At 61.9% G+C, this 16,935-nt stretch carries 9 protein-coding genes; all 9 read left to right on the top strand.

Annotated features, from left to right (window positions below):
* Nucleotides 1–55 precede the first annotated feature (55 nt).
* The 9 genes from DM08_RS05700 (at nucleotide 56) to DM08_RS05660 (ending at nucleotide 16,717) form a co-directional block, all read left to right on the top strand.
* Nucleotides 56–739, top strand: coding sequence for an MBL fold metallo-hydrolase (locus tag DM08_RS05700; protein ID WP_152555789.1), 684 nt, complete (start codon nucleotides 56–58; stop codon nucleotides 737–739).
* Between the two features lie 204 nt (nucleotides 740–943).
* A complete protein-coding gene (gene htpX, locus DM08_RS05695; protein ID WP_035383684.1) occupies nucleotides 944–1,825 on the top strand; it encodes a protease HtpX in 882 nt (293 codons plus the stop codon).
* 139 nt (nucleotides 1,826–1,964) lie between these two features.
* Nucleotides 1,965–3,074 carry an FIST signal transduction protein gene (locus DM08_RS05690; protein WP_035383683.1) on the top strand — a complete coding sequence of 370 codons (1,110 nt, stop codon included), beginning with the start codon at nucleotides 1,965–1,967 and terminating at the stop codon, nucleotides 3,072–3,074.
* Nucleotides 3,075–3,153: 79 nt separating this feature from the next.
* Nucleotides 3,154–6,432 (top strand): PAS domain-containing hybrid sensor histidine kinase/response regulator, encoded by a 3,279-nt coding sequence (locus DM08_RS12220; RefSeq protein WP_051937820.1) that lies wholly within the window; start codon nucleotides 3,154–3,156, stop codon nucleotides 6,430–6,432.
* 105 nt (nucleotides 6,433–6,537) lie between these two features.
* Nucleotides 6,538–9,654 carry a sensor domain-containing protein gene (locus tag DM08_RS05680; RefSeq protein WP_051937819.1) on the top strand — a complete coding sequence of 1,039 codons (3,117 nt, stop codon included), beginning with the start codon at nucleotides 6,538–6,540 and terminating at the stop codon, nucleotides 9,652–9,654.
* Between the two features lies 1 nt (nucleotide 9,655).
* Nucleotides 9,656–12,496 (top strand): EAL domain-containing protein, encoded by a 2,841-nt coding sequence (locus DM08_RS05675; RefSeq protein ID WP_051937818.1) that lies wholly within the window; start codon nucleotides 9,656–9,658, stop codon nucleotides 12,494–12,496.
* Nucleotides 12,497–12,529: 33 nt separating this feature from the next.
* Nucleotides 12,530–15,151 carry a PD-(D/E)XK nuclease family protein gene (locus tag DM08_RS05670; RefSeq protein ID WP_035383682.1) on the top strand — a complete coding sequence of 874 codons (2,622 nt, stop codon included), beginning with the start codon at nucleotides 12,530–12,532 and terminating at the stop codon, nucleotides 15,149–15,151.
* Nucleotides 15,152–15,183: 32 nt separating this feature from the next.
* A complete protein-coding gene (locus DM08_RS05665; protein WP_161780264.1) occupies nucleotides 15,184–15,492 on the top strand; it encodes a helix-turn-helix domain-containing protein in 309 nt (102 codons plus the stop codon).
* Nucleotides 15,485–16,717: a type II toxin-antitoxin system HipA family toxin gene (locus tag DM08_RS05660; RefSeq protein ID WP_051937816.1), complete on the top strand. Its 1,233-nt coding sequence runs from the start codon at nucleotides 15,485–15,487 to the stop codon at nucleotides 16,715–16,717. The genes DM08_RS05665 and DM08_RS05660 overlap by 8 nt, the downstream gene beginning before the upstream one ends.
* Nucleotides 16,718–16,935: the final 218 nt, after the last annotated feature.

Genomic DNA, 16,935 nt, shown 5'->3' with positions numbered 1-16,935 from the left:
CCGGGATGTTCCAATCCGGGTTCCATCGCCACCCATCGACAGAAAGGACCCGCAAATGATCTTCAGGCAATCGTTCGATCCGCCTTCATCCACCCTGACCTACCTGCTGGCCGATGATCTCGGTACCGCCGTCATCATCGACCCGGTACTGGAACAGGTCGGTCATTATCTCGGCCTGCTCGATCAGCTCGGACTGCGTCTGGCCTGGGCGCTGGATACGCACATCCATGCGGATCACATCACCGGTGCCGATGCGTTGAGACGTAGCACCGGTGCGACGACGGTGATCGCGGCCAGTTGCGGAGCCGAGGGCTACGACCGCCAACTGGTGGATGGTGAGGTGCTGGCTTTCGGGGGGGAATCCTTGCGGGTGATCGCGACACCGGGACACACCCCGGGCAGCTTGTGTTACCTGTGGCGGGACCGCCTGTTCACCGGCGACACGCTGATGATCAACGCCTGTGGACGTACCGACTTTCAGCGCGGCAGTTCGGTGAAGATGTATCGCAGTATCACGCAAAAACTGTTCATCCTGCCCGACGAGACACTGGTCTATCCGGGGCATGACTATAAGGGACGGCGGGTGAGCAGCATCGGCGAGGAGAAAGTGCTGAACCTGCGCATCGCCGGCAAAACCGAGCAGGAGTTCTGCGACATCATGGACAACCTCAACCTGGCCACGCCGCAGCGTATGCACGAGGCGGTACCGGCGAATTTGTTGGGCGGGCGGCTGGACTGAGGGGAGGCCGGTCGGTTCGCCCGGCCTGGCATCGTCGCTCGTACCCGACACTGGATGTGCAACTTTTTCGTCGGGCGGTGGACCAAGGACAGCCCGGACGTATCGGCAGCGGGACTTGAAATCGGCCAGATGTGCCCCATCTCCAGCCCCGCGCACGAAGTGTTAGACTGCGCCCCAACCATTTGTAACTCGGAGAAGTAAGCAATGAAACGGATCTTCTTGTTTATCCTGACCAACCTGGCGGTACTGTTCGTCATCAATATCACCTTGCGCCTGCTGGGCGTGGATCATTACGTCGAGCGTGGTGGCATCAACTTTGGCGCGTTGCTGGTGATGTCCGGCGTGATCGGCTTCTCCGGCTCGATCATTTCCCTGTTCATGTCCAAGTGGATGGCCAAGCAGTCGGTGGGCGCGCAGGTCATCACCGACCCGTTCGACCCGACCGAGCGCTGGCTGGTCGAGACTGTGCGCCGTCAGGCGCAGGCCGCCGGTATCGGCATGCCGGAAGTGGCGATCTACGACGCACCGGATGTGAATGCCTTCGCCACCGGCTGGAACAAGAACAACGCCCTGGTCGCGGTCAGCACCGGCCTGCTCAACAGCATGAGCAAGGACGAGGCTGAGGCTGTGCTGGCGCACGAAGTCAGCCACGTCGCCAACGGCGATATGGTCACGCTGACCCTGATCCAGGGCGTGGTGAACACCTTCGTGGTGTTCTTCTCCAAGCTGTTCGGCCTGTTCATCGATTCTCTGCTGCGCGGCAAGGACGAAGAGAATCGCGGCCCCGGCATCGGCGCGTTTGTGGCCGAGATCGTGGCGCAACTGGTGCTGGGCGTGCTGGCCAGCATCATCGTGATGTGGTTCTCGCGCCAGCGTGAGTTCCGTGCCGATGCAGGCGGTGCCTCCCTGGCCGGTCGTCAGAAGATGATCGCCGCGCTGGAGCGCCTCAAGGCCAACCACGAGCAGACCGCGCTGCCGCAGCAGATGGCGGCCTCCGGAATCTCGGGCGGCGGCGGCTTCTCGCGCCTGTTCATGACCCACCCGCCGCTGGACGAGCGCATCGAGGCGCTGCGCGCCGCTCGTTGATTGAGCGGCAATCCCAGTAAAGGGCGGCGAGAGCCGCCCTTTTTCTTGGCTAAGCATTGCGGTTTCCTCGCCGATAAGACGATTCAATGCAGGGGTGTAACCTTGCGGGTCAGGGCTAATCAAACTAAGGGAGCGCGCGATGCAATACGGACAACTACGCTGGACGGATTCAAATGGTTGGCAGGGCGAGGTGCTGGCGGAGGCGAACGTGGTGTTCGTTTTCGCGGACCATCCCTTTTTCCAGACCGAAGCTTGTTATGCCCAGTTGCGCGACCGCTTTCCATCGGCGCACATCGTTGGCTGTTCCTCTTCCGGCAGCGTGCTGGGCACCGAGATCTCCGATGGCGATGTGGTGGCGACGGCGGTCAAGCTGGAGCGTGGCCGCGTTGAGCTGGTCGTGTCGGATTTTCCCGCAGGCGGCGACGTGCGTGCCGTCGGTGCGACACTGATCGCCCAGCTCAAGGCGGACGATCTGCGTCATGCCTTTGTGATTTCCGATGGTTTGCAGGTGAATGGCAGCGAGCTGGCCAAGGGGCTGAATTCTGCCAGTGTCGCGGTCACTGGTGGATTGGCTGGCGACGGAACGCGCTTCGGTGCGACCTGGGTGATGGCCGATGCGCCTGCCACGCAAGGGCGGATTGCTGCGCTGGGGCTGTACGGCGATTTGCGGGTGCGCAGCGGCTGCTTTGCGGGCTGGCAGGAATTCGGTGCAGAGCGTGTGGTGACCAAATCGGTCGGCAATGTGGTGTATGAAATCGATGGCGAACCGGCACTTACCTTGTACAAGAAATATCTGGGTGACCAGGCGGCCGGGTTGCCGGGCTCGGGCCTGCGCTTTCCCTTGAGCGTTCAGGAGTCCAAGGCCGACCGGGCGCTGATCCGCACCTTGCTGGCGGTGGACGAGGCGGCGCAGAGCTTGACCTTCGCCGGTGATGTGCCGCAGGGTTATCTGTGCAAGCTGATGCGCACCAATCTGGACAGTCTGATAGACAACGCCGGTATGGCAGCCGAGGCCGCGCAGGCCGATCAAGCCGATGCGACCGGTGTCTGTCTGGTGGTGAGTTGCGTTGGCCGTCGTTTGGTGCTGGGGCAGTTGACCGAGGACGAGTTGGAGATTGTGCGCGAGACGTTGGGCGAAAACACCGCCATCACCGGCTTCTATTCTTATGGTGAGCTGGCACCGTTCAGTGATATTTTGCAGTGCCAGTTGCACAACCAGACCATGACTTTGACGACTCTTTACGAGTAAGCGTATGAGCGGAGCCGGGGATTTCTCACAAGCGTCCGGTGCGGCGCGAGAAATTGAGAGAAAGCGGGAGGGGTATGCGATGCATCGTTTGTTGAAGCGACAATTGCAGCGGGCAATGGGTCGCGACTACGAGCCCGATGAGCGGCTTTTGCCTTTGCTCGATGCGATCAACACCTACTACCAGGAGATCGAACAGGAGCGGCTGCTGTTAGAAAACGCTCTGGAGGTGAACACGGCTGAGCTTAACGCGGTCAATGAGAAGCTGCGTGCGCAGAACGCCGAACTGACGCGCACCATGCTCAACACGTTGAGCGACGGGGTGTACGCCACCGACCTGCGCGGTAACCTGACGTTCATGAACACTGCCGCCGAGGCGATACTGGGTTATTCCGAACAGCAGATGCTGGGGCGGCCAGTGCATCAAATCATTCACCACCGACATCCTGATGGTGCGGATTTCCCGGCGGATGAGTGCCCGCTGATGAAGGTCTATCGCGACGGCCAGTCGGTAGAGGGCGATGATGCCTTTATCAACTGTCATGGCGATTTCATTCCGGTTTCTTTCCGCTCCAATCCCTTGCTGCAGGCGGGAGACGTGATCGGCTCATTGGTCTCCTTCCGCGACATCACTCGCCAGGAGGAAGCGGAGGCGCGCCTCCGCTTGCAGCGTGCAGCGCTGGATTCTGCGGCCAACATGATCGTCATTGCTAGTGTGGGTGGAGTTATCGAATATGTGAACCCGTCATTCTCCCGGGTCACGGGCTATCAGCCCGAAGAAGTGGTCGGTCAACATTCGCGCATTCTCAATTCTGGCAAACAGGATCGGGAGTTCTATCAGACCTTGTGGCAAACCGTGCTGTCCGGTCGGGTTTGGGAAAACGAACTAATCAATCGCCGCAAGAACGGTGAGTTGTACACCGAGCAAATGACCATTACGCCGATTCTGGAGGGTGGTCGGGTGACGCATTTCGTTGCCATCAAGCGAGATATTACCGAGGAATATCGCATCAAGACCCACCTCAAGCTGGTGTCGCAAGCGGTAGACAGCATCGTGCAAGGTATCCTCATCATCGATCACCCGACGCGGGATGGCACTTCCATCATCCAGCACGTCAATCAGGGCTTCGAGTTGATGACGGGTTATCGAACTGAAGAGTTGATTGGGCATCCTACCAGCGACTTCCTGCGTGGGCCGCAGACCGACATCCGTCGGCTGGAAGAGTTGCGCGAGGCGATGCGGCGCGGTGACAGCCTGAGTCAGGAGAACGTGTATTACCGCAAGGATGGCTCGTCGTTCCACGTCGAGTTACAGACCGCGCCGGTACGTGACGAGAACGGCAATTTGACGCATTACATCGGCGTGCTTACCGACATTAGCCTGCGTCGTCAGGCCGAAGAGGCGTTGCGACAGGCCCATGACCAGGCGCTGGAAGCCTCGCGCATGAAGTCGGAATTCCTCTCGACCATGAGTCATGAGATTCGTACCCCGATGAACGGCATCATTGGCATGACGGAATTGCTGCTGGACACTGAACTGGACACCGCGCAGCGCGAATTCGCCGCCACAGTGCGCGACTCCGGCCAGTCGCTGCTGACCATCATCAACGACATCCTCGATTTTTCCAAGGTTGAAGCGGGCAAGATGGAGATCGAAGTCACCGACTACTCGCCGGTGCGGGTGGTGGAAGGCGCGGCGGACCTGTTGGCGGTGAAGGCGCGCGAGAAGAAGTTGTCGCTGATGACCTTTGTGGAACCGGAACTGCCTGCCATGGTGCGCGGCGACCCGACCCGAGTGCGCCAGGTGTTGCTGAATCTGATGGGCAATGCGGTGAAATTCACTGAACAGGGCGAGGTGGTGCTGAGCGTGACGTATGATGCGGCGGCCAACGAGATGCGGTTCACGGTGCGAGACACTGGCATCGGTATGCCGCGCGAGGTACAAAGCCGTTTGTTCCAGGCCTTCACTCAGGCCGACAGCTCCACAACCCGCAAGTTCGGTGGGACCGGACTGGGCCTGGCGATTTCCAAGCGTCTGGTCGAATTGATGGGGGGAGAGATAGGCGTATCCAGCGTCGAGGGCGAGGGCTCCAGCTTCTGGTTCACTTTGCCTTGCCAGTCTTCCGAGGCAGCGGTGCAAGCGCCGCATGTGATGGTCGAGGCATCCAGTCTGCGCGTGCTGGTGGTGGACGATCTGGCGACTGATCGCGAGATTCTGACGCGTTACATTCGTGCCTGGGGCATGCACTGCGATGCGGTGGACAGTGCGGCGCATTGCCTGGTCGCATTGCACCAGTCCCATGCGGGCGGGCGGCCCTATGACATTGTGTTGCTGGACTACGCTATGCCAGGCATGGATGGTGTTCAACTGGCGCGCGCCATTCGCAGCGACCGCGCTCACGACGTTACCCGGATGCTGATGATTACTGCCTTCGACCAGCGCAACCTGATGCAGGAAGCACGCGCCGTTGGCGTGGGTATCTGTCTCATCAAACCGGTGCGTCAGTCGGAATTGCACGATGCGCTACTGGACGCGGGGCACTCCAAACTGGCCGCCTCCATCGAGCCAGTTGCACACAAGCCGGTCGAAATGGCCCCCAAACCAACCGCCTTGCCGACGACGGATGCTGCCGAGCAGAAGCTGATTCTGCTGGTGGAAGACAATCGGGTGAACCAGCGTTTGGCTCAGCATCTGCTGGCCAAGATGGGTTACGCCGTGCATATCGTCAGCAACGGTCTGGAAGCGGTTGATGCGGCGGAGCGGTTACCTTACGACGTGATCCTGATGGACTGCCAGATGCCAGTGATGGATGGTTTTGAGGCAACACGGGCGATCCGCGCGGCGGAGCGCGGCAAGTCGCGTCGCCCCATTGTGGCGATGACGGCCAACGCTATGCAGGGCGACCGCGAGCGTTGCCTGGAAGCGGGTATGGATGACTATCTCACCAAACCGGTGAATGCGTCGCGTATGACGGAAATATTGGCGCGCTGGCTGGCACAGCCGGCGGTGCCGCACAGCATCGAGTTTGATCGGCTGGATTTCACGCGCTTGCTGGAGCTGTTCGGTGATAAGGAGTCGGCCAGTGAGGTGTTGGGCATCTTTGTCGATTCGACCAGCCAGTTGTTGGCCAGACTGCAACTGGCCCAAAATCAGCGGCAGGTCGAGGATGCTCGCCGTATCGCCCATGAGATCAAGGGTACTTGCGCCAATCTTGGCCTGGGCCGCATGGCGCAGGCAGCCGACACGGCGGAACAAGCGGCTGCCGCCGGGGACTGGCGCAAATCGGTCGAAGCGGCAACGCTGTTGCAAGGATTGTTCCATCGGGTGGAAGCCGACATCGTCCAGTATTGTGGCGATTAGTGGCCACGGCTTTTCACGGGGTGGTTCCGGGTTATTCGTGATAAGGTTCAGCCGACAAACGAATGCGGGGTGGTGGCACCTTCCGCCACGCCTTGAGAGGATGGGATGAGCAAACTCATCAAAGACAAAATCCGGCTGTTGGTCACGTCGATCGTACTGACCCTGACCGCCATGGTACTGGCCAGCGGTTGGGTGTTTTATGACCTGTTGGGCCATATCAGCCAGGAAACTGCGCAGGGCGTAGAGTCTGTCACCAGTCTGCTGGATGAAGAACGACAGGCGCAGGTGCTGTTCAAGCGTCAGGTGCAGGAATGGAAAGACTTGCTGCTGCGCGGCCATGATGCGGGTGATTACATACGTTACCGGGAGGCATTCGAGGCCCAGGCCAGTATCGTGCAGAACAAGATGGGTCATCTCGTGCGCGAGTTGGAGCGGCACCAAATGAGCACGGGCCATCTGCTGCGCTTGCAACAGGCACACGCTGAAATGACAGCCAAGTATCTCCAATCTCTGCAGCAGTTTCCTTTGGTTGGCCATCCTGAGAATGTGGGCAAGATTGACGCTCTGGTCCGAGGCGTGGATCGCGGGCTGTCTGCTGATTTCGACAGCTTGGTGGAAGTGACGCGTGATGAGGCTCTGGCCCAGGTGGGAGTGGTCACGAGCATGGTGATGGCTAACCATGAACTCGATGAATACTTGTTCTATGCGATGTTGCTGTTGGTGGCGCTGGCAATGGGTTACGGCAGCCTGTACGCGCTGAATCGGCTGACACGGCAGGTCTTGCTCGAAAAAGAGCGGGTGCAGGTGACGTTGTCTTCGATTGGCGATGCCGTGGTAGTGACGGACAAGCAGGGCAAGGTGGAATTTCTCAATGAAGTTGCCGAAGAGATGACCGGCTGGTCGCTGGACCAGGCTGAAGGCAAGTCGTTGAACGAGGTGTTTCGGATTATCAATGAGCAGACTCGGCAATCGGTGGAGAGTCCGGTGGATGTGGTGTTGCGCGAGGGGCGCATCGTCGGTTTGGCTAATCACACCGTACTGATCGCCCGCGACGGTAGCGAGTGTGCCATCGAAGACTCGGCTGCGCCGGTGCGTGATGCGTCCGGCGTGATAGGCGGGGTGGTGCTGGTGTTCCACGATGCCACGGCATCGCGTACGGCAGCAGATGCGCTGCAACGTGAGAAGGCCATGTTCCGCGCTACATTCGAGCAGGCCGCCGTCGGGGTGGTGCACGTTGACCCCACGGGGCTGACCATCTCCCGCGCCAACGCACGCATGCAGGAGTTGCTTGGCCATACGCAGGAAGAGTTGCTCGGGATGCGGCTCGACGACCTCCTGCCTGCCGAGGACAGGGACGTGTTCCGGGGGATACTGGCCGACCTGCTGGAGCAGCGGGTCGAAGTGGTGCGTGGCGAGCAGCGCTGTGCCCGCAAGGATGGCAGCATAGGCTGGTCGAACATGAGCCTGTCGTTGATCCGCACGGAAGATGACGCACCGGATTTCCTGGTCGCGGTGCTCGAAGACATCAGTGCGCGCAAGCAGGCCGAGGAAGAATCCCGACGACTGCGCAAGCAATACCAGACGCTGTTCGACCAGATGCCCGATGCGGTGTTGCTGATCACGCTGGACGGGCGCGTGATGGGCTACAACCAGGAAGCGTTGCGCCAGTACGAATACAGTCCCAGCGAGATGCTCAATCTGACCATCCCTGATTTCGAAGCCAAGGAAACCCTGGACGAGCATCTGGCCCACAAGCACAACATCGTGACGACCGGGCGCGATGATTTCGAGACCCGGCACCGTACCAAGTACGGACGCATCATCGACATTCAGGCGGCGGTGAGACTGGTGATGCTGCCGGACGGTACGCAGACTTTCCAGTGCACCTTCCGCGACATCTCCAGCCAGAAGGACGCGCATCAGCGCATCGAGTTCCTGGCCAATCACGATCATTTGACCAACCTGCCCAACCGCCGCCTGCTGCGCGACCGCATGGAGCGGGCCATAGGCAATGCGGTGCGTTATGGCAACAAGGTGGCGCTGCTCTTCCTCGATCTCGACCACTTCAAAATCATCAATGACACGCTGGGGCACGAAGTCGGCGACCTGCTGCTCCAGACCGTGGCGGATCGCCTGCGTAGCTGCGTCAGGGAGCAGGACTCCGTCGCCCGCATCGGCGGCGACGAGTTCGTGGTGATCCTGGTCGATCTGCCCAGCAATGAAGCGGCATCCTGTGTGGCGAAGAAGATCGTGGACACGCTGTCCTCGCCGTATCTGGCGGGTGGCTATGATCTGCATACCTCGCCCAGCATAGGCATCAGCATGTATCCGGACGATGGCAATGGTTTCGATGCCTTGTTGCAGCAGGCCGATGCCGCCATGTACCACGTCAAGGAGAACGGGCGGGCAGGTTTCCGCTTCTTCCGTGAAGAGATGAACCTGCGTACCCAGGAGCGCCTGCTCATCGAGCACGATTTGCACCGGGCGCTGGAGCGGGACGAGTTCGAGCTGTACTACCAGCCCAAGGTGGATTCGCGTACCCGACACATCATCGGCGGCGAGGCCTTGATCCGCTGGCGCCATCCTGAGCAAGGCATGGTGTCGCCCGGGCAGTTCATCCCGGTGGCCGAGCAGAGCAACCTCATCAACAGCATCGGTGAGTGGGTGGTGCGTGCGGTGTGTACGCAGAGCCGCGCCTGGACGGATGCCGGTCTGGCCAGCATTCCCATCAGTTTCAACGTGTCTGCCCGGCAGTTCCTGTATGGCGATCTGCCGGCGAGTCTGGCGCATGCCTTGCAGGACACGGGGGCGGACCCCGCGATGCTGGAAGTCGAGCTGACCGAGAGCGTGTTGATGCGTCCCCAGGATGTCGAAGAGATGCTGGCTGCGATCAAAGCGATGGGTTTCCGCATCGCGCTGGACGATTTCGGCACGGGCTACTCCAGCCTGGCTTATCTGCGCAAGATGGCCATCGATACCATCAAGATCGACCGCACCTTCGTCAATGAACTGGAGCGCAACAACGATGACGTGGTGATCGTGCAGACACTGATCGCCACTGCACTGAACCTCAAGATGGAAGTGATCGCCGAGGGCGTAGAGACTCTCGGGCAAGCGGAGATCCTCTGTCAAAGCGGGTGTTGTTCCTGTCAGGGCTACTACTTTGGCAAGCCGATGCCTGCCGAGGAGTTCGCCAGATTGCTGCCTCGGAGGGAAGTTTGAGATGAAGCGACACTTGGCTGATATCGTCACCCACCACCTCGATCGGCTATGGCCTGACTCGAAGTTGTCCGAGGCCGCTGCGCGGATGGCGGAGATGCGCATTTCGTCGATGCTGGTGATGGAAGGCGGGAGCCTGGCGGGCATCGTCACCGAGCGCGACATCGTGCGGGCCATGAGCGCGGGCATGGCGCTGGATACGCCGGTCGCCCGACTGATGTCGACCCAGGTGTTGACCATCGGACACGACGTGGAGTTGGCGGCGGCCTTCCGTTTCGCCGTCCGCCACGGTATCCGGCATCTGGTGGTGCTCGACGAGCACGGGCAGCCGCTGGGGGTGGTGTCGGAGAGCGACTTCCGTTTCCATCTGGGCATAGGATTCTTTGCCCACCTGAGTGATGTGGCATCCCTGATGGGGCAGAACTGGATACAGGGCACGACGGACTCACCCCTGTCCGGGGTGCTGGAGCAGATGGTCGAGACGCGCTCCTCTTGCGTGATCGTGACGCGGCAGGATGCGCCGGTCGGGCTGGTCACCGAGCGTGACGTGGTCAGGCTCTTCGGCGAGGGCAAGCAAGCGGCGCTGCTGGGGGAGGTGATGAGTTCGCCGGTGCACACCATACGCAGTAACGCGGCCTTGACCCAGGCTGCGGCCCAGATGCAGATACTCAAGATACGGCACTTGATCGTGGTCGATGAGCAGGACCGTTTGGTCGGCTTGCTGTCCGAGCATGACCTGATCCATCCACTGGAGTGGATGGATGAAGAGTTCGGACGTGTGGCGACGGAGACCCAGGATCGGCTGCGTCAGCTGATGAACACCATCCCCGACTTGGTGTATTTCAAGGACCTGGACGGTCACTATCTGGACTGCAACGAGGCATTCTCGCATTGCATCGGCGTTGCGCGCGATGCCGTGATCGGCAGGACGGATTCGGAGTTCATGTCTGCCGGGCAGGCTGAGAGCCACCGCCTGCGCGATGCGGAGGTCATCGCGGCGGGCAAGACTTTACGCAGCGAGGGATGGGTGACCCAGCATGATGGCCAGCGCATCCTGATGGAATTCAGCAAATCGCCGGTGATGGATCCCGGCGGTGCGTGTGTCGGCGTGGTATCGGTGGCGCGCGACATCTCCGAGCGCAAACTGGCCGAGAAGCAACTGCGCTTGGCGGCCAGTGTGTTCCAGTTCGCCCATGACGGCATCTACATCACCGATGGCGATGCTTTCATCCTGGAGATCAACCGCGCTTTCGAGGAGATCACCGGTTACCACCGCGCGGATGTCGTCGGCAAGAAGCCCGACATTCTGGCCTCGGGCAAGCATCCTCCCGAGTTCTTCGCCGAGATGTGGGATACGCTGCGTCGCGAGGGCTATTGGAGCGGCGAGGTCTGGAACCGGCGTAAGGACGGCGAGTTGCTGGCCGTGCTGACCACCATTTCCGCCGTACACGGCGAAGCGGGGGGTGTCACGCACTATGTCTGCGTGTTCACCGACATCACCGCACTCAAACTCAACCAGAGGCAAGTGGAGCGACTGGCGTATTACGATGCCCTGACCCAGTTGCCCAACCGCTCCTTATTCACCGACCGTTTCCGTATCGCGCTGGCCCAGGCCGAGCGCAGCGGCGAGCTGCTGGCCGTAGGCTATCTTGACCTGGACGATTTCAAACCGGTGAACGACAGCCATGGCCACCCTGTGGGAGACAAGCTGTTGCAAGAGGTGGGACAGCGTATCGATCGATGCCTGCGCTCGGGTGACACCGCCTCGCGCATCGGCGGTGACGAGTTCGCATTGCTGGTCACCGGCCTGCGCAGTATGGCCGAGGCCGAGCAGGCCATGGCTCGCCTGTTGGCAGCGCTGGCCGAACCCTACCTGATCGAGGGGCTCTCGCTCAGCATCACGGCCAGTCTCGGCTACACCCTGTTCCCTTACGACGACGGTGATGGCGATGCGCTGCTGCGACATGCGGATCAGGCCATGTATGCCGCCAAGCAGGGCGGCAGGAACCGTTATGTGTGCTTCGATCCTGAACATGACCGCCGCACCGTCGAGCAGAAGGAGTTGCTGCGCCAGGTCGAGAACGGCCTGGCTGCGGGTGAGTTCCAGTTGTATTACCAGCCCAAGGTCGACATGCGGCAGGGTACGGTGGTCGGTGTGGAAGCACTGATACGCTGGCACCACCCCGAGCTCGGTCTGTTGCTGCCGCATGACTTCCTGCCCTTGACCGAGAATCTGGACATCGCGGTGGACATCGGCAACTGGGTGTTGAAAGAGGCGCTCAACCAGGCCCTGGCGTGGCGCAAGGCGGGGCTGGCACTGCCGGTGAGTGTCAACATCTCGCCGCGACATTTGCAGGATGTGGATTTCGTCCCCCACCTCAGCGCGCTGTTCGAGCAGCACCCGGAACTGGATGCCGGGTGTCTGGAGCTGGAGATACTGGAGAGTACCGCGTTCGAGGATGTGGCCTTGGTGTCGGAAGTCATCCGCGAATGCGCCGCGTTGGGCGTCACCTTCGCTCTGGACGATTTCGGTACGGGTTACTCCACCCTGATCTACCTGCGCCATCTGCATGCTCGCGTACTCAAGGTGGATCAGACCTTCGTGCGCGACATGACGCACGACATGGAGAGTTTCGCCATTGTCGAAAGCGTGATCGGTCTGGCCGCCGCCTTCAAGCGTCAACTGGTGGCCGAGGGCGTGGAGACCGCCGAGCAGGGGAAGATGTTGCTGCAACTGGGCTGCAACGTCGCGCAAGGATTCGGTATCGCCGAACCCATGCCGGCAGGTCAGATCGCCGAGTGGATAGAGCGCTGGCGTCCGGACCCGTTGTGGAGGCAGGTGTGAGTCGGGAGCGCGAGTCCGTGCAGGAGTGGCCGGGTGTTTGAGAGCGGGTCGTACGACAGGCTTGCCGGACGGATACTTGACGACCACGCACCGCCCGACCTGCGCCACATCGTCGTCCTGCTGCCCAACTACCACGTCGCCCAGCCACTGGCGCAGCGGCTCGCAGTCTTGGCGGGTCGCCCAGTGCTGATGCCGCAGCTGACCACCTTCACCGACTGGGTGCAGAGCGTGCCGCTGGCGCAGTCGCCGGTGCCGGACAGTGCCCGGCTGGCCGCGCTGTATCAGGCGCTGCGCCGTCAGGGATGGTTCGAGCAGGCCGACCGCTGGGCGCTGGCGGGCGAGTTGCTCGACCTGATGGACGAGCTGACTCGCGAACACCTCGCCCTGCCGCAGGATGAAGACGCGTTCCTGGCGCAACTCGAACAGGCTTATCAGGCGCGCAGCAACCGCGCCCTGCAATTCGAAGCACGCGTGGTGCACGAGCTGTGGCGGGCGATGTCCGGCAGCGGCGGGCTGGATGCTGTCGCCGCCTACCAGCAACGTCTCGCCCTGCTCGCCGCGCAAGCCAGCGCGCCGCTCTACGTCCTTATCACCTCCGACCTGGCTACTCCCGAACGGCGCTTCCTCGAAGCGTATGCCGAACGCGCGCCGGTGCGGGTGTTCGACCTGAGGGTGCTAGCGACAGGGGAGTCAGCTGCTCAAGCTTTGAGCTCCTCGAACCCACTCACGACTCACGACTACCAACTACCGACTGCTTTCTTCCTGTTCCCCGCCCAAGGTTTGGAGCACGAAGCCCAGGCCGCCGATGTGCAGATCCGCCGCTGGCTGCTGGCGGGCAAGCGCAGCATCGCCGTCGTCGCGCAGGACAGGCTGGTTGCCCGCCGCGTGCGCGCCCTGCTGGAGCGCGCGCAGATTCTGGTGCAGGACGAGACCGGCTGGACCTTCGCCACGCTGGCGGTGAGCGCGGTGCTGATGCGCTGGCTGGAGGCGGTGCAGGGCGACTTTTACTATCAGGACGTGCTCGACCTGATGAAATCGCCCTTTGTCTACGCCGACCAGCCCGCCGCCGAACGAAAACAGGCGGTGTACCAACTGGAGCGCCTGCTGCGCGAACATCAGGTGGCATCAAGGCTGGAGGAATACCAGCGGCTGGCCGAGTCGGAGGTGTTGCGCCATGCCTTGCTGCGCCTGCAACAAGCCGCGCAGCCTCTACCCACCGGGCGCGAATTCACCCTCGCGGGCTGGCTGGAGCGACTGGAGCAGAGTCTGGACAGTCTGGGCGTGTTGACCGGCTGGGCGCAGGATGCCGCCGGGCGCGAGCTGTTGCAATTGCTCGCGGACTGGCGCGAAGAATTGGCCGATGACCGCAGCCGTTTCAGCTTCGGCGAATGGCGGCGCTGGCTGGCGCAGCAGCTCGACCTCGCCACCTTCCGCGACACCAGCGTGGAAAGCCCGGTGGTGTTCACCCATCTCGCCGCCACCCGCTGGCGCGTGTTCGATGCCGTGCTGCTGCTGGGCTGCGATGCTGACCACCTGCCGGGCAAGGCCGGGGCAGGGCAGTGGTTCAACGATGCGGTGCGCGGCGCGATCGGCCTGCCGATGACGGCGCACAAGATCCGCCAGGTACAGGACGACCTGCGCGGCCTGCTGGCGCTCAACGACACCGTGCTGGTCACCTGGCAGGAGACAAAAAATGGCGAGCCCAACCTGCTGAGTCCCTGGCTGGAATTGCTGCGCGCCGGGGTGGCGGACGACCTCACCGAGCGCGAACTCGCGCCCTTGCTGGAGCTGGCGCACGTCCAGCCCGAAGCCAGCGTCCCGCCGCAACCGCACCACATGCCGCGCCCGGCGGCCCCTGCTGCGCTGCTGCCGCCGCGCATCTCGCCCAGCGGCTACAACACGCTGATGGCCTGCCCCTACCAGTATTACGCCCGTTACATCCTGCGCCTGGACGACCTCGACGAAGTGCGCGAGGCGCTGGACAAGCGCGACTACGGCGCGTGGGTGCACAAGATACTGGAACGCTTCCACCGCGACATCCCGTCCGACATGCCGCGCGACCAACGCGCCGCCGCACTGGCGCGCCTCAGCGACGAAGTCTTCGCCGAGGCGGTGCAGCACGATTTTCTGGCGCATGGCTGGCGCGTGCGCTGGCAAGCGCAGCAAGCCGCCTATCTGGATTGGCAACTGGAAAACGAAGCCGCAGGCTGGCGCTTCGCGGCGGCGGAGCAGGGCTACCAACTGGCCGTGAATGACGACCTGCTACTGCACGGCAGACTCGACCGGCTGGACACCCAAGCCGACGGCGCACGGCGCGTGCTCGACTACAAAACCAAAGACAAAGCCAGCCTCAACGGCCTGCTCAAACACCCCGGCGAAGACGTGCAACTCGCCAGCTACGCCGCCCTGAGTCTAGCCACCGCCGCCGCCTTCGTCTCCCTAGACGACAGCAAAGCTGTGGTCGGCGTGCAACCCGAACAAGACCTCCCCGACCTGGCCGGACAAAACCTCGCCCGCCTCAAAGAGATATTCGGCCAGTTGCGCGTAGGCCAACCGCTTCCCGCCAACGGCGTGGACAAGGTGTGCGAGTATTGCGCGATGAAAGGGCTATGCCGTAAAGGGTGGTGGGCGGAGGGTGGTGGTTTTAATGTTTGACATAGCGCGCTCTAGTTAATACTATGTGCGATATGACACTCACTAAAAAAACAGCCGCATTCCCCCCCACTGTCACCGACAACCTGCATGGGTTGGGTCGGCGCATTGTGGTGGCGCGCAAGATACAGCGTCTGCGGCAAGACGATCTGGCCGTGATGGCGGGGATCAGCCGCTCCACGCTAACCGAGATCGAAAAGGGCTCGCCCTTCGTATCCATTGGTAACTACATGGCGGTGCTATGGTCGCTCGGCATCATGAGTGAGATTCTTGCCACCAGCCTGAGTGACGAAGAGCAGCGCCTCGTCGCCAGCGAACTGCCCCAGCGGGTGCGCAATGGCTGAGTCGCGCATCGCCGTTTATGCGCAACTGCCCGGTGATTTTCACAAGACGCTGGCGGGCCAGCTGGTCTGGAATCCCGATACCGCCGTGGGCGCGTTCAGCTACGACGAAGACTGGCGTAGCCGGAAGAACAGCTATTTCCTCGATCCCACCGTGCTGATCGCGCGCCCACGCAAGGAAACGCGCAACGAAGGCGTCTACGGCGTGATCCGCGATGCTGGGCCGGATGCCTGGGGGCGCGACCAGCTCATCCGCCAGCATGGCGCACTGGACGAGATCGGCATTCTGCAACACGCGCCGGAGGACGGCGCAGGCAACCTCAGTTTTCATGCCGAACATCGTCTGCGGGCTTATACGCTGCAAGAGATCGACGCCGTATCGGCGGGCTTCCCCCTGGCGGACACCGCTCTGGCTCAGGCGATACAGCCCGGCACCAGCATGGGCGGAGCCAAGCCCAAGTTGCTGGCCTACGATGCGGGCGCTTTTTGGATCGCCAAGTTCCCCGAAAAGGGCGACCCGGAATGCAAGGGCGCGGCGAACGAGCACGCCATGCTGCAACTGGCCGCGCGCTGCGGCATACGGGCGTGTGAATCGCGGCTGCACCGACTGCCCGATGGTCGTCTGGTCATTCTGGTCAAACGCTTCGACCTGTCCGGTACGCCGGAACGGCACACCCGGCTGGGCTTCGCCAGCGCCCACACCGTGTTGGGCATGGGCGACCCGCGCCGCGACGGCCAACTCAAGTCCTACCCCTTGTTGCGTTTCGAAGCGCGCCGCTGGACGCGCGCCGAGATCGGACCTGAGTTATGGCAAAGGCTGGCGTTCAACGCGCTGGTCTCCAACATGGACGACCACGCCCGCAACCACGCCCTGATCCACGAAGCAGGCTGGGCGCTATCGCCCGCCTTCGACATCGTCGCCGCCCCGGCAACCGGCCCTGTTCGTCTGTGCCTGCAAATTCACACCGGCAGCGTGATTGCCACCCCAGCCAGCCTCATCACCTCCGCCAGCGAAATGGGCGTGGAGCGCGACCTGGCCATCGCCACCCTGCGCGAAATGTCCTCCCTCATCCTCGAACAATGGCGGACTCACATCGGCGAAGAAATGAGCGGCGCAGCCATAGATCAGCTAGTTCCGGCATTCCGGCTGGCGGAAGAGGTGAGGGCATTTGACTTCGCAGGCTTGCCACCGCCGGTCAAAGCCAGGCGGTATCGGAATCAAGGCTGAGACGGGGCGTTTTCATCAAATTTGTGGGGCGGTATTGCCGGGAGGCTGTCCCCGATTATTTCGGCCCGCCAACGGCGTAGACAAAGTGTGCGCGTATTGCGCGATGAAAGGGCTGTGCCGAAAGGGATGGTGGGCGGAGGGCGAGGGGAATTAGAGGCTGCATGGTGGGCAAGTTGACACACACCGCCGTGCACCATAGAGTTCACCCACTTGCAGAA

The organism is Ferriphaselus sp. R-1 (assembly GCF_000746095.1).
GTDB lineage: Bacteria > Pseudomonadota > Gammaproteobacteria > Burkholderiales > Gallionellaceae > Ferriphaselus.
The sequence above is the reverse complement of the archived record's forward strand: the minus strand, read 5'-3'. Positions and strand labels throughout refer to the sequence as shown.

Excerpts from the sequence above, each read along its gene's own strand:
- htpX (WP_035383684.1), top strand. The coding sequence starts at position 944 with ATGAAACGGATCTTCTTGTTTATCCTGACCAACCTGGCGGTACTGTTC.
- DM08_RS05665 (WP_161780264.1), top strand. The coding sequence starts at position 15,184 with ATGACACTCACTAAAAAAACAGCCGCATTCCCCCCCACTGTCACCGAC.
- DM08_RS05675 (WP_051937818.1), top strand. The coding sequence starts at position 9,656 with ATGAAGCGACACTTGGCTGATATCGTCACCCACCACCTCGATCGGCTA.
- DM08_RS05680 (WP_051937819.1), top strand. The coding sequence starts at position 6,538 with ATGAGCAAACTCATCAAAGACAAAATCCGGCTGTTGGTCACGTCGATC.
- DM08_RS12220 (WP_051937820.1), top strand. The coding sequence starts at position 3,154 with ATGCATCGTTTGTTGAAGCGACAATTGCAGCGGGCAATGGGTCGCGAC.
- DM08_RS05700 (WP_152555789.1), top strand. The coding sequence starts at position 56 with ATGATCTTCAGGCAATCGTTCGATCCGCCTTCATCCACCCTGACCTAC.
- DM08_RS05690 (WP_035383683.1), top strand. The coding sequence starts at position 1,965 with ATGCAATACGGACAACTACGCTGGACGGATTCAAATGGTTGGCAGGGC.
- DM08_RS05660 (WP_051937816.1), top strand. The coding sequence starts at position 15,485 with ATGGCTGAGTCGCGCATCGCCGTTTATGCGCAACTGCCCGGTGATTTT.